General features: G+C 52.5%; 16 protein-coding genes, 1 other RNA gene and 2 pseudogenes. 3 read left to right on the top strand and 16 right to left on the bottom strand.

The window, feature by feature from the left end:
* Positions 1-20: 20 nt before the first annotated feature.
* The 13 genes from RDM26_RS01860 to RDM26_RS01800 all read right to left on the bottom strand — a co-directional run bounded on the left by RDM26_RS01860 (position 21) and on the right by RDM26_RS01800 (position 12866).
* A complete protein-coding gene (locus RDM26_RS01860) occupies positions 21-560 on the bottom strand; it encodes a shikimate kinase (protein WP_307737360.1) in 540 nt (179 codons plus the stop codon).
* A complete protein-coding gene (gene aroB, locus RDM26_RS01855; RefSeq protein ID WP_307737359.1) occupies positions 553-2259 on the bottom strand; it encodes a 3-dehydroquinate synthase in 1707 nt (568 codons plus the stop codon). Before aroB ends, RDM26_RS01860 begins: the two co-directional genes overlap by 8 nt.
* Positions 2256-3467, bottom strand: a complete 1212-nt coding sequence (gene aroC / locus RDM26_RS01850; protein WP_307737358.1) for a chorismate synthase — start codon at positions 3465-3467, stop codon at positions 2256-2258. The genes aroB and aroC overlap by 4 nt, the downstream gene beginning before the upstream one ends.
* Positions 3468-3554: 87 nt before the next feature.
* The gene (locus RDM26_RS01845) at positions 3555-4205 is read right to left on the bottom strand and encodes a prepilin peptidase (RefSeq protein ID WP_307737357.1); all 651 of its coding nucleotides are present in this window, start codon (positions 4203-4205) and stop codon (positions 3555-3557) included.
* Positions 4206-4209: 4 nt separating this feature from the next.
* Positions 4210-5043 (bottom strand): shikimate dehydrogenase, encoded by an 834-nt coding sequence (locus tag RDM26_RS01840; protein WP_307737356.1) that lies wholly within the window; start codon positions 5041-5043, stop codon positions 4210-4212.
* On the bottom strand, positions 5031-6287 hold the full coding sequence (gene mltG / locus RDM26_RS01835; protein ID WP_307737355.1) for an endolytic transglycosylase MltG: 1257 nt from the start codon (positions 6285-6287) through the stop codon (positions 5031-5033). Before mltG ends, RDM26_RS01840 begins: the two co-directional genes overlap by 13 nt.
* Positions 6287-6763, bottom strand: a complete 477-nt coding sequence (gene ruvX, locus RDM26_RS01830; RefSeq protein WP_307737354.1) for a Holliday junction resolvase RuvX — start codon at positions 6761-6763, stop codon at positions 6287-6289. Before ruvX ends, mltG begins: the two co-directional genes overlap by 1 nt.
* A complete protein-coding gene (alaS, locus tag RDM26_RS01825) occupies positions 6763-9444 on the bottom strand; it encodes an alanine--tRNA ligase (RefSeq protein WP_307737353.1) in 2682 nt (893 codons plus the stop codon). Before alaS ends, ruvX begins: the two co-directional genes overlap by 1 nt.
* A gap of 50 nt (positions 9445-9494) precedes the next feature.
* Positions 9495-9671 (bottom strand): hypothetical protein, encoded by a 177-nt coding sequence (locus tag RDM26_RS01820; protein ID WP_307737352.1) that lies wholly within the window; start codon positions 9669-9671, stop codon positions 9495-9497.
* On the bottom strand, positions 9671-10024 hold the full coding sequence (locus RDM26_RS01815; RefSeq protein WP_024058818.1) for a DUF948 domain-containing protein: 354 nt from the start codon (positions 10022-10024) through the stop codon (positions 9671-9673). The genes RDM26_RS01820 and RDM26_RS01815 overlap by 1 nt, the downstream gene beginning before the upstream one ends.
* A gap of 131 nt (positions 10025-10155) precedes the next feature.
* A complete protein-coding gene (rpsD, locus tag RDM26_RS01810) occupies positions 10156-10779 on the bottom strand; it encodes a 30S ribosomal protein S4 (RefSeq protein WP_307737351.1) in 624 nt (207 codons plus the stop codon).
* 111 nt (positions 10780-10890) lie between these two features.
* Complete coding sequence (locus tag RDM26_RS01805) at positions 10891-12243, bottom strand: AAA family ATPase (protein ID WP_307737350.1); 1353 nt, start codon at positions 12241-12243, stop codon at positions 10891-10893.
* Complete coding sequence (locus RDM26_RS01800) at positions 12243-12866, bottom strand: L-threonylcarbamoyladenylate synthase (RefSeq protein WP_307737349.1); 624 nt, start codon at positions 12864-12866, stop codon at positions 12243-12245. Before RDM26_RS01800 ends, RDM26_RS01805 begins: the two co-directional genes overlap by 1 nt.
* 114 nt (positions 12867-12980) lie before the next feature.
* Here RDM26_RS01800 and rnpB point away from each other — a divergent pair.
* Positions 12981-13330, top strand: an RNA gene (gene rnpB, locus RDM26_RS01795) — RNase P RNA component class A.
* 53 nt (positions 13331-13383) lie between these two features.
* Here rnpB and RDM26_RS01790 read toward each other — a convergent pair.
* The 3 genes from RDM26_RS01790 to RDM26_RS01780 all read right to left on the bottom strand — a co-directional run bounded on the left by RDM26_RS01790 (position 13384) and on the right by RDM26_RS01780 (position 18483).
* The gene (locus RDM26_RS01790) at positions 13384-15201 is read right to left on the bottom strand and encodes an AMP-binding protein (protein WP_307737348.1); all 1818 of its coding nucleotides are present in this window, start codon (positions 15199-15201) and stop codon (positions 13384-13386) included.
* A gap of 113 nt (positions 15202-15314) precedes the next feature.
* Complete coding sequence (uvrA, locus tag RDM26_RS01785) at positions 15315-18149, bottom strand: excinuclease ABC subunit UvrA (protein WP_307737347.1); 2835 nt, start codon at positions 18147-18149, stop codon at positions 15315-15317.
* 43 nt (positions 18150-18192) lie between these two features.
* The gene (locus RDM26_RS01780; protein WP_307737379.1) at positions 18193-18483 is read right to left on the bottom strand and encodes a hypothetical protein; all 291 of its coding nucleotides are present in this window, start codon (positions 18481-18483) and stop codon (positions 18193-18195) included.
* Between RDM26_RS01780 and RDM26_RS01775 the strand changes: the two are divergent.
* Both RDM26_RS01775 and RDM26_RS01770 read left to right on the top strand, forming a co-directional pair.
* Positions 18400-19281: pseudogene (locus RDM26_RS01775) on the top strand (hypothetical protein); the annotation flags it as partial. The gene RDM26_RS01780 and the pseudogene RDM26_RS01775 sit on opposite strands and share 84 nt — an antisense overlap.
* A pseudogene (locus tag RDM26_RS01770) lies at positions 19256-19900 on the top strand (DUF5692 family protein); the annotation flags it as partial. The pseudogenes RDM26_RS01775 and RDM26_RS01770, both read left to right, overlap by 26 nt.
* Positions 19901-20031 lie beyond the last annotated feature (131 nt).

Genomic DNA, 20031 nt, shown 5'->3' with positions numbered 1-20031 from the left:
GACGGTTGAAAATATTGCCCCTAACCGGTACTTTCACTTCCTAGGCTCAAAGCCTCCGCCACCTTTTGCAGCGCCTGCACTTTCGATAAATCCGAAACATCTACCGTTAAGGGATGCAGAACCTGCCATCGCTGGCGTCGCTCCTGCCCCATCTGCCGCAACCACGCCCGCGGCATCCCCAATCCTAGGGAGCGAGGGCGATTGAGCCCGGCGCGATCGGCCATAGTCGATAGGTCAATCACCAGTTCCAGCACTTCAGCACCAGGCAAGCCTTGCAGCTCACTCAAGGTTTGCGGGTTATCTAAGGCGCCGGAGCCACAATCCACGATGGTGTTTTCGCGGGGCAGATCATGCAAGAGATCGCGCAATATTTCCCGTTCAACCTCGCGATAGCGCTCCTCCCCTACTGTTAGCAGCGCAGTATCCGCCGCAACCTGCAATTCGGCGGCTACCTCACTATCGGTAGCAACCAGGTTCCACCCGAATTTTCTTGCTAGCGCTTCCCCGATAGTAGATTTTCCGCTTCCAGGCAGCCCAATCAAGAATACAATCCTATTCATTTGGCTGCACCTGACCCGGAAAAGGCGGAGAGTCCGCAACGGTACCAGCCCGGTTTATAGCATTAAAAGCTCGCTGTAGTAGCTGGTAATCGGTGATTGGGGTGACCTGAATCTGTCCGCGACTGTTGGTGAGTACCATGCGGATAACTCCCCCGCGAACTTTTTTATCCGAAGCCATGATTTTCACCAGTTGCTCAAAGCGATATTGCGGGCAAACGGTCGGCAACCCCGCCGCGGCAATCTGGCGGCGTTGATTTTGCATTTGCGAGGGCGTGAGCAGATCCATTTCCACTGCCACCTGGGCAGCAAACACCATCCCGATGGCTACCGCTTCCCCATGTAGCACTTGGTAGGCACTAGCCTTTTCTATCGCATGGGCGAGGGTATGCCCATAGTTCAGACACTCCCGCATGCCCCCTTCCCGCAGGTCTTGGCTAACTACTCCGGACTTAACATTAATGGCGCGGCTAATTATTTCTTCCATAGTGGCAGGAAAACGCATCAGCGTGTCGGGGCGGTGCCCAGCTAGCAGCTGCAATATTTTATGATCCGCAATAAAGCCGCATTTAATGACCTCTGCTAAGCCGGCACGTAACTGTCGCGGCGGTAGCGTATGCAAATAATCGAGGTCACAAATAACGGCGCTTGGCGGATAAAACGATCCCACCAGATTCTTTCCTAGGGAAGTGTTGATTCCGGTCTTGCCTCCTATGGCCGCATCTACCATCGCCAACAAAGAAGTTGGTAGGTTAATTAATTCAATTCCTCGCAGCCAGGTGGCAGCTACGAAGCCCGCCATATCGGTAGTCGCTCCGCCTCCTAGCGCCACCACCGCGTCCTCGCGAGAAAAATGGTTTTCACCCAGACAGCGCCAGGCATCTTCCACGATCCGGATATTTTTGGCTCCTTCTCCATCCGGGTGCTCGAATAATTTCACAACTTGTCCAGATTGGGTGAGGCTATTAGCCAAGTTACGGGCAGCGCCAGAAAGTGGCGGCGGATAGATTAAGAATACTTTCCGAGGACGCTCTTGTAGCATCTGAGTGAGGGCGGTTCCTGCCCCCTGCCCCACGATGACCTGGTACCCGGCACCGGAAGTTACCGGAATCACCCGCGACGTTCCCTTAAACTGCGTTGGTAGAGCAGCCAAAGTACCCAGGTTGTAGCGGCGAACCGGGAGCTGCTCCTTTCTGCCTAATCCCCGCATTACCGCGGAGGAGACTTCGCTAAGAGTGCCGTTAGCGGGAACGATTAAGGTAGCAGCTTCCAGGTAGCTGTCACGGCGCTGAACTGCTAATTGTGCTAGCTTCCCACTGGGACTGTCGGCACCAGTTAAAAGTGGACGGTCAGTACCTTTACCCACGCGGGCAGCCGCCTGGGAAGGTGAAACATCTAGGAAAACCACATCTTTACCTGTCAGCGCTAAGCGGGTTTCCTCCCGGGTGAGCGCGCCTCCACCAAGAGCTAGCACCGCAGTGTCGCTAGCGAGTAGTTCCGCAATAGTCTTTACTTCTAGCTCGCGAAAGCCGTCCTCACCGCGGGTAGCAAAAATCTCGGGGATCGACATTCCTGCCTGCTCGCTAAGCACTTGATCAGCGTCGCGGAAGGAACAAGCTAACCGTGAGGCCACGAGCCTGCCTACCGAGGTTTTACCGCTGCCAGGCAAACCAATAAAAACTATTTGTTTTTGGCTAGTCATAGCCTCGCCTCCACGCGCTTTTGGTAGGCCTGCAGGTTCTCGCGTACCTGATCTACGGAATATCCCCCCACATGCTCCAGCAAAGCATCAGCGAGGACTAATGCCACCTGTGCCTGGGCGATTACCGCCCCGGGAACTACCGCGCAAGTATCGGAGCGTTGATGGATCGCCCGACTTTCTTCCCCGCTTGCCAGATCAATACTGCGCAAAGCACGAGGTACGGTAGAGATCGGTTTGAAGGCACAACTGACCCGGATTAGCTGTCCGTTCGACATGCCACCTTCGATCCCGCCCGCATGGTTGGAAGCTCGGGTTATTTCTCCGTTTTCTGCCCGAACAATCTCGTCATGAGCCGCCGACCCTGGCAGATAAGGCTGATTGCCATCGCCTATTTTTACGGTTTTCACCGCGGGGATCGACATTAGAGCTGCCGCTAAACGAGTATCTAAGCGCCGGTCTGCCGCCACATGGCTGCCGAGACCAATCGGCACCCCATAGGCAGCTACCTCGACACTGCCCCCAATAGTGTCGCCATTTTTCTTAGCCGCATCGATCTGGGAAATCATTTGATCGCTAACGGTTTTATCGGGACACCTAACCGGGTTTTCAGCTAGGTTGTCCTGTTGATTCAAGTCCGGAACTGGATAATTGACTGGTAGCTCGGCTTTTCCAATTTGAGTTACATAGGAAACCAGCTCTATTCCGCCGGCTTGTTTTAAGAATTCTTGCGCGAAGGCTCCCAGTCCCACCCGCATCGCGGTTTCTCGGGCGCTGGCACGCTCTAAAACCGGGCGAGCCTCTTCCAGATCATAGGCCAGCATTCCCGCAAGGTCCGCGTGTCCGGGACGAGGACGCGTCAAAGGTTTATTGCGAGCAATTTCCCGCTGGTCGCCTTTTCCAGCATCGATTCTTAGTGCCTGCGGAGCTACCGGATCCGGGCTCATCACCGTTTCCCATTTTGGCCATTCGCTATTGTCTATCAGCAGTGCTATGGGAGCTCCGGTAGTCTTTCCTCTGATCACCCCACCTACCAGATGGGCACGATCCTGCTCAAACTTCTGGCGAGCCCCGCGTCCATAGCCGGCGCGCCGACTGGCTAAATACTCGGCGACTTTTGCGGTCGTGATTTCTACCCCCGCGGGCATTCCTTCCAAGATTCCTACCAGCGCGGGGCCATGCGATTCACCGGCGCTCATCCATCTCAACATGGCTTCATTCTTTCATGGAACCAATTATTGCGGCCCAGCTTTCCACTTCTAGAACAGCTAAGTACCCCGGCTAAAAAACTACGTTTTCTAGCGAGGAACCACTAGCAGAGCGATATAGGTGGCTGCTAGCAGCCACGGCCCGAAAGCAATGCGGGTAGAACCGCTAGCTTTCTTCGCTATCACCAGATAAAGCGCCCACAGGCCACTACCTACTACGGAAAGGATCCCCATAACCAATAGGCAATGCCAAGAGGAACAGGTAGCCAATCCCACCAAGAGGGGAACTAGCCGCAAATCACCGGCACCTATACCGTGACGTACAAAAGTACCCGGGAGTAGCAGTATAAAGCTTCCGATCGCTACGATGAGAGCATAAGCCGGTTTTACCCACTGTCCGGTAATAAAACCCGCCAAGATAACCACTGCTACCACCAGGATCAAGAAAGTTAGAGTCATCGAGCGCGGGAGCCTTTGGGTGCCCGCATCGATAACTGAAAGCACTGTTCCCAGGGTAAGTAAGGGAAACAGTAGCAGTAAATTGATGGATCCGAACCGTATAATTACTGCAGTTCCCACCGCAACCCCAGCTATCAGACCTATCACCCACGGTTTATTCCAAAATGCTCTCCCTCGTCCAGAAAGGCGAAAATACTTATCTACCTTGGGTAACCCGTATGCCAGGTTTCCAACTCCCGCGAATATTAGCGCGATAACTAGGACTAACAATTGCATTTTCATGCCGTTATACCTCCTTGAGAGCCGTTCGCATAGCTTCTAGATCGGGAGTGCGGGAAGTAAATAACTTAACCTGCATTTGGGCTTGATGTAGCAGCATGGATTTGCCGGAAATTATACTGGCACCGCCGCGGCGAGCTTGTTTTACGAGTTCACTTGGCCAAGGGTCATACACAATGTCTAATACGGTTTGTCCCGGGTTAAAGGAAATAGTTTTATAAAAACGATCCAGAACTTCACGGGGAACGGTGGAAATAATCAACTCCGCTGCCTGCAAGGTTTCTCGGGCTTTATCACTGGCGGCTAGGGGAATATATCCGTGATCGATTCCTAACCGGGTCGCCGCCTGAAGGGCGTTACCTGTCCCCGATACTCTGCGCGCCAGCAGATTAATCTGAGCGGCTTCAAGTTCGGCTAAAGCTGCTAGCGCCGAGGAAGCAGTAGCCCCAGATCCTACTATGACCGCTTTTTCGGGGCTGAAATCTGGGCCCTTAGCCTCTTTAATGGCTGCCACCAGCCCATAAACATCGGTGTTAAATCCGGCGGTGGTTCCTCCCGGGAAGGGAACTACGGTATTTACAGCTCCGGTTGCTTTGGCTAACCCATCAACTTGGGATAGCAGAGGCATAATCACCTGCTTTAAAGGCATAGTCACCGACAGTCCCACCAGGTTTTGAGGCCAGCTAGCCAAAAATGGCTCCACCGCCTCCTTGGTGACCTCTATCCGGCGATAGTCAATATTTAGCCCGAGATCCCGATAGGCTGCCAGATGGAGAACTGGAGACAGCGAATGGTGAATCGGTGATCCGATTACCGCTGCCCAGGGAGTTAGCGTTTGCATTTGCCCTGGTTTTCCTGGCACCACTGCTTAAGTTCCTCCACGTTCTTCTTCTGTTCTTCTAAAGTGAGGGCAAACTTAGTTTCCCCACTGTCCAGATTGACCGTGGTGAAGTAGAGCCATTTGCCATCAGCCGGTTTCACCGCTGCTTGCAGTGCTTTTAGCCCTACGGTTCCGATTGCAGTTGGGGGCAGTCCCTTATGTTTATAAGTGTTATAGGGGGTGTCTTGTTTTAGATCTTGGCTACTGGGAATTCCTCCCGAGCGGCCGAGGCCATAAACCACCGTGGAATCCATTTGTAAGAATCCGTGTGTATCCGGATTATCTTGGAGACGGTTTTCTATAACCCTAGCGACCTGGGCGTAATATTTATCGAGGTTGACTTCTTTTTCTAAGATAGAAGCTTTAATGAGGACGCCCGCTCGCTGCTCGGGAGCCACTCCCGCCTCATCTAAGCGTTTGATCTGAGTGTCCACCATGGTTTTTACCAGATCTTTTATGCTCTGTTTGGTGGAAACGGTATAGGTATCGGGAGCTAGCCAGCCTTCGAAAGACTCTTCACTTTGCCCGGGGATACCGTATTCGGCGGGATCTGCGAAGGCCTCAGCCACTTGATCAGCGTTGAAACCGGCAGTTTCTTCTAAGCGGGTCTTAATTTGCTTAACGGTAAACCCGGGGGGAATAGTTACCTTAATATCTGCTTTGGAGGTTGGATCTAGCAGCATTGCCAGGGCTTCTCGGGAAGACATCCGTTTGTGCATTCGGAATCGTCCGGCTTGCACCCCTTGCGCCAAAGAGTTTTTCTTAAATATGTCGGCGAAGACGTCCGCGTCCGCGATTACTCCTTCTTTTTCGAGGATTCCTCCGATAGTTTTGCCCGAGGCTCCTTCCGGAATCTCGATGATTACTTCCCCGGTGCCTTTGCCTTCATAGTCTTCACCCCCAGAAATTATTCCGCTAATTCCTCCGAGTTCTTTGGCAGCGATAACCGAGGCTCCGGTAATTAATCCAATGACCACCAGGATTACCACTGCCGCAATAGTACGCTTTTTACGGCGAGCTTTCCGCCGGGCACTGCGTCCGGTAACGGCTGACCGAGAAGGAGCAGTCGCTTTAGACTCCCCTTCCCAATAGCTGTCGAGGTTAGCAGAATCTGGCATTTGTGCAGGCTCCGCTACGCTGTTCTTATCGGCGCGGCGGGATGGAAAATGCCTCCTAACCTCAGCAGTTTCTTCCTCCCGGCTCATCAGGCTCCCTCGCTTTCAGATCCGTTAGCCAGTGGCAATCCCGGGGGACGTCCGGTTCGCCGTTCTATCTCAAGCGCCTGCTCCAGGATTAGCACTGCAGCCTGTTGGTCTACGACGCTCTTATGGTCACGCCCTCCAACTCCGGCAGAGCGCAACTGCTGATGAGCGCTCACCGAGGTGAGCCGTTCATCTACAAGTCTTATGTTACAAGTTGGTAACAGCTGTTCCAATTCGGCGCCCCACGCGCGCACGTCGGCGGCATTTTTGCCCTCTTTTCCACTGAGTAAACGCGGTAGGCCAATGATGATTTCCTGGGCATTGTACTCAGCTACCAATTCCGTGATGCGAAACATTTCTTGCCCGCCGTCACGGTAAACAGTTTCCACCGGCAACGCCAAGATACCTGCCGCATCGGAGCGAGCCACCCCGATGCGTCTAGTACCCAGATCTATCGCCAGTCTGACACCAGTACGCATCAGCTATTTGCAATCTCGCGTTCAATCGCTTGCAGAGCCTCAGTAAGCTTACCTGCGTCTTTACCTCCGCCTTGTGCCAGGTCGGGTCGGCCTCCTCCGCCGCCTCCCATGGTTTGGGCAGCGATCTTCACCAAATTCCCGGCTTTAAGTCCTTTTTCGCGAGCGCTAGCGGTAGTGGCAACAACTACCGAGGGACGATCTTTAAATACGCCCCCTACTGCTACTACCGCATTGGCATCGTGTAAATGCTGACGCAGTGCTTCTGCAAGTACCCTGAGGGCTTCCCCAGGCACCTGTCCCGCATTAAAGCTGATTACCCGCTTTCCCGCAATCTCTTTGGCAGAGGCCGCTAACTCCCCTACCCGTGATAACAGATTCTCTTGCTGCAGACGGTTTAGTTCTTTTTGGGCATGACGCAGGCGAAGTAGTGCATCATCAATTCGGGCAGGAATCATTTCTGGCTTAGTTCCCATAATCTTGGCGATTTGGGTAATTAGTTCATGCTCTTTTGCCTGAAAATCAGCGGCTTTATCGGCTACTAGAGCCTCGATTCGTCTAACCCCTGACCCGATAGAGCTTTCAGACATCAAAACTACCTGTCCAAGGTATCCGGTGGTTGGCATGTGGGTACCGCCGCAAAGCTCGCGATCCCAGCCGTTACCAATATCAACTACCCGAACTTCTTGCCCATATTTTTCCCCGAATAACGCGGTAGCACCGGACTTTTTGGCAGCTTCTAATGACATAATCTCGGTATTAACCGGCAGATTTTCACGCAGCTGATCATTAATCCGGTCAAAAATCTGCTCTGTTTGATCATCATTTAGCGATTTACCGTGGTGGAAATCAAAACGCAGCCGGTTTTCGTTATTTTCACTGCCTGCCTGGGTGGCCTGGGCGCCTAAAGTCTCCTGCAACGCCTTATGTAACATATGGGTTGCCGTATGGGAACGGGCAATCGCTTGGCGGCGAGCGGTATCAATCGCGGCTACCACTTCGTCACCTACTGCGAGTTGTCCCGCTTGAAGAGTTCCGCGGTGTACCCGCAGACCGGCGACCGGACTTTGCACATCTTCGACCTTAAACTTAGCTCCCTGGAAGGAACGGATTACTCCGTGATCAGCCAGCTGTCCGCCCATTTCCGCATAAAACGGAGTGGCATCTAAGACGATTTCGACGTTGCTTCCGGTAGAAACAGCCGGTACTGCCTGTCCATCAGCTAGCAGTCCAATCACTTTGGCGTTGCAGCTATCTTCGGTATATCCCACGAACTCGACTTCGTGACCGAGTTCAGCTTCCAGTTCATGATAGATACGCGCATCCACGTGCCCAGTCTTTTTAGTCCGAGCATCTTCGCGGGCACGGTTCTTTTGTTCCTGCATTAACTCGGTGAACTTCTCGCGATCAACCTCAATACCGTGTTCGGCGGCCATCTCAATCGTGAGGTCAATTGGAAAACCATAGGTGTCGTGCAAAGTAAAGGCATCTTTACCAGATAGCTCGGTCGCGTGGCGTTTCTTCATCTGGGACACCGCCTGGTCAAAAATTAAAGTTCCGGACTCTAGCGTGCGCCTAAAGGCTTCTTCTTCCTCGTAAGCCACAGTAGAAATGGTTTCCCAATCCCGGTCTAATTCGGGGTAGGAGGCTGCCATTTCACGCTTGGAAACCGGCAAAAGATCCGGAAAAACCGGTTTTTCTACCCCTAAGAGTCGCATGGCGCGAACTACTCGGCGAATCAGGCGACGCAGTACATATCCGCGACCATCATTACCGGGACGCACTCCATCCCCAATGAGCATTAAAGCGCTGCGCACATGGTCAGCTACTACCCGCATCCGGACGTCATTAGGATCATTGGAAGTTTTACCCTGCGTGTAGCGTTTCCCAGATAGCTCCTGAGCCTTTTCAATCACCGGGAACACCTGGTCAATCTCGTACATATTGTCCTTGCCTTGCAGCAAAAACGCCAGACGCTCCAAACCTAAGCCGGTATCAATGCATTTCTCATCTAGCTCGCCCAGCAGCGGATAGTCTTTACCGCGTCCTTCACCGCGTAAGTATTGATCAAAAACCAGGTTCCACAGTTCCAGATAGCGGTCGCCACCGGTATCTACTTCGGGGCCACCTTCCGGGCCGTAACCGCTTCCCCGATCAAAGTGGATTTCAGCACACGGTCCGGCCGGACCGGGCTGCCCAGTATCCCAAAAGATTTCTTCACGGGGCAGCTTTTGTAGATGCATCGGGTCGAGGCCGATTTGATTTAGCCATATGTCCTCGGCTTCAGCATCGTTTTCCCAAATAGTTACCCACAACTTATCGCCATCCAGGCCGTATTTGCCTTCGTCGACAGAACCGGTGAGCAGATCCCAGGCCATGGTGGAGGCACCCTCTTTGAAATAGTCACCGAAACTAAAGTTCCCGCACATTTGGAAGAAAGTGCCATGCCTGGTAGTTTTACCAACTTCTTCAATATCGTTGGTGCGGATGCACTTTTGCACACTGGCGACCCGCGGCCAAGGTGCCGGCTCGGTTCCTACAATATAGGGAATGAACGGCACCATTCCCGCGATAGTGAACAGAATCGATTTATCTGGGGACACCAGGGGAACAGACTCTGCTAAATGATGATTTTGTTTTGCAAAATAGTCGAGCCAACGGGAACGAATTTCAGAAGTTTGCATTATGCCTCTAGATCTTAGTGAGGAGGAGCTACCTCCTATTGAACATGCGATTAACTTAAGGGGGTGGTTTGTGGCATTAACGCCGCCCGCAATTGCCTTTCTCGGACTTCAAAATCTTTCTGGAAAGCGGCTCCGGCAGCTTGTATCCGCTGACGTACCGGGGGTATCGAATACGCAATAGCACCCACAACCGCCACGGCAATTCCCAGTTTCACTAGTTTCTTCATTAGTCTTGCCCTTTCCGGTTAAACATTCTCCGGGCGGCGTAAGAAAAGGCAGAGAGTTTAATCAAAGGGCCGGCAAAGGTAGAAGAAACCAAGGTAGAAACCGCAGAGATATCCTGTGCAACCTGCGCTGCGGAAGTGGTAACTGCATCGACCCGCACCAACTGGGCGTTGGCATCCCGTACCGTTTGGGAAACTTCCTTAACGGTATCGCCCGTATCCGCTGCTACCTGCTTAATTGATCCTTGAAGCTGGTCAAATACTTTCCCCAGCTTCCATAGAGGTATCGCCAGAAACACGACCAGTAGCAAAAACGCTAAAGCGGCGATTAATGAAGCAACCTCACCCACGCTCATTGTTCTTCCTTCCTAAAGAATGCTTGTGTATAGCTGGATTTTACCCTACCGAGCATCAGTGTCAGAACCAAGCAAAATATGCCTGATGCCCCCCGAAAAATCGGGAGGCATCAGGCAACAAGAATAATTACTTAGCGTGAGTAGTGCTCAACCACCATCTGCAGATCGCAGATTACTGGGATTTCATCACGCTCAGGAAGTCGCAAATAGGTTGCCTGTAGCTGTTCTAAGTTCACATCCAAATAGGGGGGCACATCCGGTAGCACATCGCGGTGAGAACCCGCTGCCGCCACAATAAAGGGATCTTTAGTCTGGGACTTGGGGCAAATCTGGATAACCTGACCAGGCTTTACCCGGTAGGAGGGGCGGTCAACCTGCTTGCCATCGACCAGCACGTGACGGTGAACTACTGTCTGCCGAGCCTGTGGCATGGTGCGGGCAAAACCAGAACGTAAGACCAGGGCATCCAAACGGGACTCTAGCAGTACGATCAGGTTTTCACCGGTCATGCCCTTAATCCGCCGCGCCTCTTCGAATAGGCGGCGCATCTGAGCCTCGCGGATATTGTATTGGGCACGCAGACGCTGTTTTTCCTTCAAACGGATCGCGTAGTCAGATTCGCTGCGACGGCGAGCCCGTCCATGTTCACCCGGCCCATAGGGGCGGCGGTCGAAGTAACGCTGTGCCTTGGGGGTCAGCGCGATCCCCAGAGCGCGAGATAGTCGAACCTGCTTACGTGCACGTTTATTTGCCATTTTGTTTTCTCCTGTATGTGTTCTTCAATTTTCATTCACCGGTATTGCCGGTGGGGTCACCACGCGGGCTAAGACCCCAGGGTTGTCTGTAGACAACTGTTTTAGACTAGCTTATTTCTGCTTACCATTGCCATTTGCCAAAATGCCTCGGATAGTATGCAAACGCTTAGATACCAAATCTTCGTAGCCGTTATCGGTCGGGTGATAATACTGAGTTCCAACTAACGACGCAGGTAGATAAGTTTGCGTAACAATATGGTGCGGATAATTATGCGCATATTTATATCCAGACACTCCCATTTTTTTAGCATCAGCGTAATGAGAATCACGCAGATGGCTAGGCACCGGGTCGCTTTTCCCGGCACGCACATCTTTAATGGCGGCTTCAATTCCCAAATAGGAGGCATTGGATTTCGGGGCGGTCGCTACTGCCACGGCTGCCTGTGCCAAAATAATCCTCCCCTCCGGCATTCCGATCATCTGGACTGCCTGGGCAGCGCTGACTGCAATTTCTAGTGCTTCCGGATCTGCCATCCCCACGTCCTCACTGGCACAAATCATGATTCTCCGCGCAATAAAACGCGGGTCTTCTCCCCCTTCGATCATGCGTGCCAAGTAATGCAAGGTAGCATCGACGTCGGAACCACGCATGGATTTTATGAAGGCACTGATAACGTCGTAGTGATCATCGCGATCATATTTCACTATTGCAGTGTCGGCGGCGCGAGCTATATCTTCAGTGCTGAGGGCGCTACGCCCCGCCGTTAACGCCCCCTCAGCGGCGGCCTCTAGTAAGGTAAGCGCTTTGCGTCCGTCGGCTCCCCCCAAATCCGCGAGGCGATTTAAAGCGTCCTCGTCAGCAGTTACCTTACCTTTCAGTCCGCGTTCATCGGTAAGGGCGCGGCGCAGTACTCCTTTCACGTCCTGCTTATTTAGCGGGTTTAAAGTGAGCAGCAAAGAGCGCGAAAGCAACGGAGAAACTATGGAAAAGGAAGGATTCTCGGTAGTGGCAGCTACCAAAATAACCCAAGAATTTTCCACCGCCGGCAGAAGGGCGTCTTGCTGGGACTTGGAGAAACGATGTACCTCGTCCACAAAAAGCACGGTTTGTTTACCAGTGGCGCGTAGCTGCTCGCGTGCCTGCTTTATAACAGCCCGTACTTCTTTAACCCCGGCAGAAACCGCGCTGACCTCCACGAAGTTACGCTGCGAGGCGGTGGCTACCAAATAGGCAAGCGTGGTTTTCCCCGTGCCCGGCGGCCCATAAAAAATAATAGAGCTAACTTGTCCGGCGCTGCCTTGAGGTTCTAAAAGCCGTCGCAAGGGAGAACCCGGCTCCAGCAAGTGTGCTTGTCCGACTACCTCGTCAATACTGAGCGGCCGCATCCGCACCGCCAAGGGCGCGGTGTCCGAGAACGCGGGGATCCCCTGTTCGTTAAGCGCGGCCTGTTGGAAAAGATCCACTAGATCATTACATCCGAAAGATCACCGGCGCCCTGGCGCACCACCTCAGGCACTGAGCCGCTCAGATCAATAACCGTGGTGGGGCGGGCTTCTTCTACCGGTCCTTCGATAACTGCATCTAACAGGTAACCGATTTCATCGCGGATTTCCCAGCCGTTAGCTTCCGGAACTTCCTTGTCCGGCAAAATCAAAGTGGAGGACATTAGAGGCTCCCCCAATTCTTCTACCAGAGCCAAAGTAGTTACATGATTGGGAATTCGTGCCCCCACAGTCTTTTTCTTGGGATTAACCATAATCCGCGGCACCGCCTTATCGCCCTTCATAATAAAGGTAAACGGCCCGGGGGTAAGCCTGTTTATCAGCTTAAACGCTGAATTATCAACGATTACCAACTTCCCCAATTGCTTAAAATCGTGGCAAATAAGGGTGAAGTTATGGGTTTTAGGCAGCTTGCGGATAGTTTGTATCCGTTCCAGCCCCGCTTTATTTCCAAGTTTGCAGCCGAGGGCGTAACCGGAATCCGTGGGGTAAGCGATCACGCCCCCATCTCGAATAATGTCAGCAGCTTTCGTGATTAGCCGCGCTTGGGGATTAACTGGGTGAATATCTATATAGGCAACCATGTCTTACAGTCTAGCAACCCTGGAATAATCGGTACCTCCGGTTTAGCTGGGAGCATCCATCCGCTGGCACTTTGCTTTCGATTAGAGGGCGGATTTGGGTATTATTGACCCGGATCAGTCGGCCGGGCGGCCGCGGCTAGCGATAGTCGAGGAAAGTCCGGGCTCCACAGGACAGGATGATGGCTAACAGCCACCCGGGGTGACCCGCGGGCTAGTGCCGCAGAAAACAAACCGCCACGCGTTGCGTTGGTAAGGGTGAAAAGGCGGTGTAAGAGACCACCAGTGGTCAAGGTGACTTGGCCAGCTAGGTAAACCCCATCCGGAGCAAGACCAAGCAGCAAGTTGGGTGGTCCGCTTTTAACTTGCGGGTAGGTTGCTAAAGGCAGGCGGTAACGCAGGTCTAAGATAGATGGTCGCCACTGGCTTTGCCAGTACAGAACCCGGCTTATAGGCCGGCTGATCTGCTTAAGCGATTATGGACGATATAGCCTCGGCAGGGTACGAAAGAGAACCGGGGCTATTTCTTATCCGTCTTGGCATAGAGATCCTCGATTTGTTCCCGATAGATAGAGCGAATCCGATTACGCTTGATTTTTAGCGACGGAGTCAGCATTCCGTTCTCGGTAGTCCAATCGGTAGTAATTATTTTGATCTTCCGGATAGATTCTGCCCGGGACACTGCCCGATTGGTACGTTGGACTGCCCGCTGCAGGGCTTCCAGTACCCGGGGATCCCGAGCCGCGCGGGTAACATCCATCTGCGCCATACCGTGATTCTTTAGCCAGGTAGGCAGCATTTCTTTATCTAGAGTGACTAGGGCTGCTACGAAGGGTTTATTATCTCCCACCACCATCACTTGCGAGATTAGGGGATGACCCTTCAGGCGCTCTTCTAGAACTTCGGGGGCTACATTCTTCCCTCCGGCAGTCACAATGATTTCTTTGGCTCGTCCGGTAATTTTAACGTTTCCATCCGCATCAATCTGCGCAATATCTCCGGTTTTTAGCCACCCGTCCTCGGTAAATGCTTCCCTGGTGAGTTCTGGTTCCCCGTGATATCCCCGCATAATCGAGCCTCCCCGTGCCTGCAGCTCGCCGCCCTCTCCCAAACGCACTTCGTTGCACACTAGCGCGTGTCCCACGTATCCGGTTTTGTTACCGATTCGGTCAGACATAGTCAACGGTCCGGTGGTTTCGGTAGCGCCATAGCCTTGCAAGACTTCAATTCCGCATCCAATGAAGAACCGGCCGAGCCGCTCGGCCATGGGCGCTCCCCCAGAGACAATCCCCTGTAAGTTCCCGCCCATAAGCTTACGAATCTTATTTAAAACTAGCCGCCGCGCAATGCGAATCTTTACTTTTTGTCCGAAAGAAATCTCGCCCCCCGACTCTTGCAGGCGCGCCCACTGTTCGGCAGTGCGTGCTGCCATCCGGAAAATCCGCAGCTTTATCCCGGAACCAGCGGTGGCATCGGCAGCGTTATAGATTTTCTCCAGCACCCTGGGTACCACTAGCAGCGCATTCGGTTTAAACGTCTGCATATCTTGCACGATAGTCTTCGGATTTGGCAAGAACGCAGCGGTACCATGGCCTACCAGCTGCTGATACCCCAGGAAACGCGCGAGTACGTGGGTTACCGGTAAGAAGTAAATCACCCGGGCGCCGGGATCAAAAATCCATTCATTCCAACTTTTCCGCTCGATTACGGCATTTAGGGGGCGCAAAAAGTTGGCGTGAGTGATTTCCACTCCCTTGGGACGCCCGGTAGTCCCGGAAGTAAAAACGATAGTGCATAGGTCATCAAGTCTTATTTGTTCTAAGCGTTCATCTAGCTTAGAGGGGGAGATTGTGCGCCCATGCTCTAACAGACGGGTAAATCCCGAATCATCTAGAGAGAAAACCACCGAGATTTGCCCACTTAGTTCGGGTTCTTTATCCAACTGACGGATCATATTGGCTTGTGCCGTAGAATCAGTAATAATTGCCTTTACCTGGGCTTTTTGGGTAATCCACTTTACTTGCTCATAAGAGTCGGTTTCATAAATTGGTACCGTTACCAGTCCCGCGGCTTGCGCGCCCAAATCCATAACCATCCACTCATAAGAGGTGGATCCCAAAATAGAGACCGCATCTCCCGGTTTGAGCCCCAAACCGATCCAACCTAACCCAGCTGCTCGGATAGCGTCCCCTAACGAAGATGCGGAGATCTTTTCCCAGGCTGCGCCCAGTGCAGAAGGACGTTCGACCGCTATTTGCCGAGGGCGTCTGCGAGCCCGATCAAGGACTGCGGCGGACACCGAAGTGAATTGCATTAGATCGATAAGGGGAGCTCCCATTGGCGAATCTCCAATTCAAAATAGGTTTCTCTTTTCCGTAGATTAGCACAGCAGAAAAGACGAAAACGTAAAGTAGGAGCGCTAGTCTTACTTGTGGCCCACCCAAATTAAGGTCACTTCAACATTGAGCGCAGGTACTGCCCGGTGTAGGAAGTTTTCACTTTTGCTACTTGTTCCGGGGTGCCTTGCGCTACTAACGTACCCCCGCCGTCTCCGCCCTCGGGACCTAAATCGATTACCCAATCGGCACACTTAATCACATCCAGATTGTGTTCGATTACGATGACCGAGTTGCCCTTGTCTACCAACGACTGCAAAACCAGCATTAATTTGCGAATATCTTCCAGGTGTAGCCCGGTGGTAGGTTCATCGAGGACATAAATAGTGCGTCCATTGGAGCGGCGCTGGAGTTCACTGGCTAGTTTTACCCGCTGGGCTTCCCCACCAGAAAGGGTGGTAGCGCTTTGCCCGAGGTGCAGATACCCTAATCCCACCTCTACCAGGGTGTTCAGGTGACGAGAAATCTTATTTATAGGAGCAAAAAACTCTGCCGCTTCGCTAATTGGCATATCGAGCACTTCGGCTACTGATTTGCCCCGGTATTTAATTTCTAATGTTTCCTGGTTATAGCGTGCGCCCTCGCATACCTCGCAAGGTACATACACATCAGGCAGGAAGTTCATTTCAATCTTAAGCGTGCCATCTCCTTTACAAGCCTCACAGCGTCCTCCTTTGACGTTGAAAGAAAAACGCCCCGGCCCGTATCCGCGCAGCTGCGCCTCGGGGGTTTGGGCAAAGAGGGCGCGCACCGCATCCCAGACCCCGGTATAGGTGGCGGGGTTAGAACGGGGATTACGTCCAATCGGACTTTGATCTACATGTACCACCTTGTCCAAGTGTTCGATGCCTTCAATCCCTTTATGGCGACCGGGAACCACTTTTTTGCGCTGCAACTTTGCCGCTAAGGCCTCATACATTATCTGGTTAATCAAAGTAGATTTTCCGGAACCAGATACCCCGGTGACCAGTACTAACTTACCTAGAGGGATCGAAACGTCGAGATTCTTCAGGTTATTTTCCCGCGCCCCAATAATTTTTATTTGTCGATCTTTTTCAATCTTGCGCCGTTTTTTGGGGACTGCAATCTGCTTTTTGCCGGTTAGATACTGTCCGGTAAGAGAACGCTTACAGTCAGCAATCCCCGCTATCGGCCCCGAGTAGAGGACTTCTCCCCCGTGTTCGCCGGCTTCCGGCCCGATATCGACTATCCAGTCGCTAGCGCGGATAGTGTCCTCGTCATGTTCTACTACCAACAAAGTGTTTCCAAGGTCACGGAGCTTTTTGAGGGTTTCGATTAGTTTGTGGTTATCGCGCTGGTGTAACCCAATAGAGGGCTCATCCAGCACATAAAGTACCCCTACCAGACCGGAACCAATCTGGGTGGCGAGACGAATCCGCTGGGCTTCTCCCCCTGAGAGTGTGGCGGCTCCCCGCGCCAAGGTCAAATAGCCTAGACCCACATCTTGTAAAAACTGCAGGCGTACCTGTACTTCTTTCAATATTGGCTCGGCGATTTTCTTGGCCGGTCCCGTCAGTTCTACTTCCGACAAGTATTTGCCGCTGGCAGAAATCGATAGTTTGGTTAACTCCGCGATATTTAGTTCCCCAATTTTTACTGCCAGAACTTCCGGTTTCAGACGATCCCCGTGACAGGTAGAGCAGGGAACTTGGCGCATATACCCTTCGTACCGCGCGCGCATTACCTCGGATTCAGTTTCCTCTCGTTTGCGCATAATCCAAGGGATCGCACCCTCAAATCCAGAAGAATAAGTGCGCATTCGTCCCCAACGATTCCGGAACTTTACTTTTACCTGGTAATCGCGTCCACGTAAAAGAGCTTTCTGTTGGGAGCCCGATAGCTTGCTAAAAGGAGTATCCAGATCGAAGCCTAGTTCCTCCCCCAGGCCCGCAACCATATGCATTAAGTATTTATTTTTAGTTGACCAGGGAGCAATAGCGCCCTCAGAAATTGCAAGCTCCGGGTTGGGAACCACCAGTTCCGGATCAACTTCCAGATGAGACCCTAACCCCGAACAATCCGGGCAAGCCCCATAGGGGGCATTGAAGGAAAAAGTTCGCGGCTCTATTTCCTCGAGTTGTAAGGGGTGATCATTGGGACAGGCGCGGTTTTCAGAAAAACGCCGGGAACGCTCGGGATCAGATGCCTCTCGATCCACAAAATCGACAACTACCAGTCCGTCTGCCAGTTTCAAAGCAGTTTCTATCGAGTCGGAAAGCCGGGTGCGCACGCCCTCTTTCATGACCAGGCGATCGACCCGCACAAAAATATCGTGTTTAATTTTGCGCTCCAGTTGCGGGGGCTGGGTCAGGCGCACGGTTTCTCCGTCTACCACTGCGGCCGAGAATCCCTGGGTTACTAGCTCGGCAAAAAGTTCGCTGTATTCACCTTTGCGTCCGCGCACCACCGGAGCCAATATCTGGAAACGGGTTTTTTCTGGCAGAGTTAGCAGGCGATCCACGATTTGCTGAGCGGTTTGCGCCTGGATTTTTTCCCCACACACCGGGCAGTAGGCCTGCCCGGCGCGGGCATACAGCAACCGCAAATAGTCGTAGACCTCGGTAATAGTACCTACGGTAGAACGCGGATTGCGGGAAGTAGATTTTTGATCGATAGAAACGGCCGGAGATAGCCCGGCGATAAAATCCACATCCGGTTTATCCAGACGACCTAAAAACTGGCGGGCATAAGAGGACAGGGACTCTACATAGCGGCGCTGTCCTTCGGCAAAAATGGTATCGAAGGCCAGTGAGGACTTCCCCGAGCCAGACAGTCCGGTAAACACCACCATCTGGTCACGCGGAATCTCAATCCCCACATTGCGCAGATTGTGTTCTCGTGCCCCTTTAACTACCAGTTTTTCATCCACACCTCTATCCTACGAACAAACGTTCTATTTTGCATTTTTGCAGTTAGTTAGGATTCTTTGAGAGCAGGTTCCAGTAGCCACCAATGGTGCGGAATCCGGTGGCAGGGTCTATTCCCACTCCGCTGGCTTTAAAGGCATCGGCTGCGGCTTGATACCAGGCGACAGAACCACTAGCAGCAGTAATGTCACGGGTTTCTGGTAAGCCCTCAATCATTGAGATTGAGCGGGCGGAAACAATATCCATTAAGCATTGGAAGTTGGTGGCGCAGGCGCGGTAGGTGTCGGCTTCAGTCAGTTTTCGGGCAAGGCTACCAAAGAAGAAAATGAGTGGCACTATCCCTCCGATGACTTGATTGACCGGTGTTATTCCAATGGTCGTTCCTCCACTTACGCGATTGATATTGATGCTCCCGCCTACGCGGTGTACCGGCACCTAAAACAGCTAGGTTGCGACAAGGCTGGCTCTTATTCCTCAGAGTTCCTAGAACGTAGCTTTGACCGGCTACCTTTCTTTAATTCCTACGAAATTCAAGAACAGCGGCAAGGGAAAGATGCCTTAAAACCGGGCGATATAGCGGCGGTTTACTTCGCTGGTATGTCCATGGAATGGGCGGACGTAGTCCCTGGTAAATATCTTTCCCAATGGGTAGATACTAAACATCCACCGCGGGCACCGGGATCTTTTGCTTTCCGCTACCCGGGGATGAAACATTATGGGTCTGCCCTGTGTTTCTATCTGATTCCGCTCAAAGATAATCGCTGCCGATTAATCAACCACTGGCGGATCGGATTTGAACCCGACACCAAGTTTGCGGCTGCGATTAACTGGATCAATATTGAACTAATCGGGGGCTGTATGGCGCACCTACAGAACCTATATGTGAAGCGGGTTGCCGAGTTCCGCAAAAAGCCGCAGTGGCAAGCCCGGATCAAGCGCGCAGTCCTGGGAGGCAAGCTCTTCGGCTACGGCACTCCGGCCGGACGCTGGGATGGCACCGAACTTTACGAAGCTACTCACAACCAATGGCTGCGCTATGGTCGTCAAGACCCGGCAGTGAACGAGGTGCGTCCTCCAGTAACCGATAATCCCGCCTGGCCACCCTCTTCCGCTGATTTTGGTGATGAATATTATCGAGGCCGTAATCCGCGATTTCCAGTGCTACTCGATTCACCGGGTGGATCCCTCCCAAGGAATGGTTACCTGGGGCGGGCCTTGGAACATTATGAACGGAATCGCTGGAATCCTAAATTTCCTAATGATTTCGGGCTGGATGGGAATCTACGTATCCAAAGGTAAAAATAAGCAAATTATCTGGGGAGATCTGACTGTCGGTTGGATTATTGCCTACGATCTGTGGAATGTTGCCTATGTGTATCACTGTCTAGCTGATCGCGCCTGGTATTCGGGTGTGGCTTTGCTGGCTTCTTGTACGATTCCCGCATTCTTAGCATTGGGTAAAGGAGCTTGGATTCAATACCGAGCCTATACCTTGACCTTCTGGTCGGCGATAGTGTTAACCTTCCCTCACTTTATGCAGGATTCCATGTTTGCGCATCGCAGCGCGCACATCCCCAGTGCAATGCTATTGCTCGCGGCAGCCGCCCTAGTAGCCAATGTGGTGGTGTTCGGCTATCACATTTATAAGGTGTGCTCGACTAGACGCAATTCCCTTACTCAGGAAGTTTATTGGGATACCCCCTATAACCAACAGATTGCTCGCGAGAACGGAGGAAAACTAGAAAATAATTAGCACCTGGTGACGTGCAAACTAGCAGTAGAGACTGCCCCTGATTTCCTTAGCTAGTTTAAGGTTTCTTGGGAGCAGGCTCTTAGCTGTACCAGCTATTACCGATATTTTCCGAGGGCGAGGACGCTCGGAAT

Origin of the sequence: uncultured Varibaculum sp. (assembly GCF_902489465.1) — a bacterium.
Taxonomy (GTDB): Bacteria; Actinomycetota; Actinomycetes; order Actinomycetales; family Actinomycetaceae; genus Varibaculum.
This window is presented reverse-complemented; position numbering and strand designations above follow the sequence as displayed.

Bases quoted from the DNA above. Each gene is read 5' to 3' on its own strand.
- RDM26_RS01790 (WP_307737348.1), bottom strand. From the start codon at position 15,201: ATGGGAGCTCCCCTTATCGATCTAATGCAATTCACTTCGGTGTCCGCC.
- RDM26_RS01800 (WP_307737349.1), bottom strand. From the start codon at position 12,866: ATGGTTGCCTATATAGATATTCACCCAGTTAATCCCCAAGCGCGGCTA.
- aroB (WP_307737359.1), bottom strand. From the start codon at position 2,259: ATGACTAGCCAAAAACAAATAGTTTTTATTGGTTTGCCTGGCAGCGGT.
- RDM26_RS01815 (WP_024058818.1), bottom strand. From the start codon at position 10,024: ATGAGCGTGGGTGAGGTTGCTTCATTAATCGCCGCTTTAGCGTTTTTG.
- RDM26_RS01820 (WP_307737352.1), bottom strand. From the start codon at position 9,671: ATGAAGAAACTAGTGAAACTGGGAATTGCCGTGGCGGTTGTGGGTGCT.
- mltG (WP_307737355.1), bottom strand. From the start codon at position 6,287: ATGAGCCGGGAGGAAGAAACTGCTGAGGTTAGGAGGCATTTTCCATCC.
- rpsD (WP_307737351.1), bottom strand. From the start codon at position 10,779: ATGGCAAATAAACGTGCACGTAAGCAGGTTCGACTATCTCGCGCTCTG.
- RDM26_RS01840 (WP_307737356.1), bottom strand. From the start codon at position 5,043: ATGCAAACGCTAACTCCCTGGGCAGCGGTAATCGGATCACCGATTCAC.
- ruvX (WP_307737354.1), bottom strand. From the start codon at position 6,763: ATGCGTACTGGTGTCAGACTGGCGATAGATCTGGGTACTAGACGCATC.
- RDM26_RS01845 (WP_307737357.1), bottom strand. From the start codon at position 4,205: ATGAAAATGCAATTGTTAGTCCTAGTTATCGCGCTAATATTCGCGGGA.
- RDM26_RS01860 (WP_307737360.1), bottom strand. From the start codon at position 560: ATGAATAGGATTGTATTCTTGATTGGGCTGCCTGGAAGCGGAAAATCT.
- alaS (WP_307737353.1), bottom strand. From the start codon at position 9,444: ATGCAAACTTCTGAAATTCGTTCCCGTTGGCTCGACTATTTTGCAAAA.
- aroC (WP_307737358.1), bottom strand. From the start codon at position 3,467: ATGTTGAGATGGATGAGCGCCGGTGAATCGCATGGCCCCGCGCTGGTA.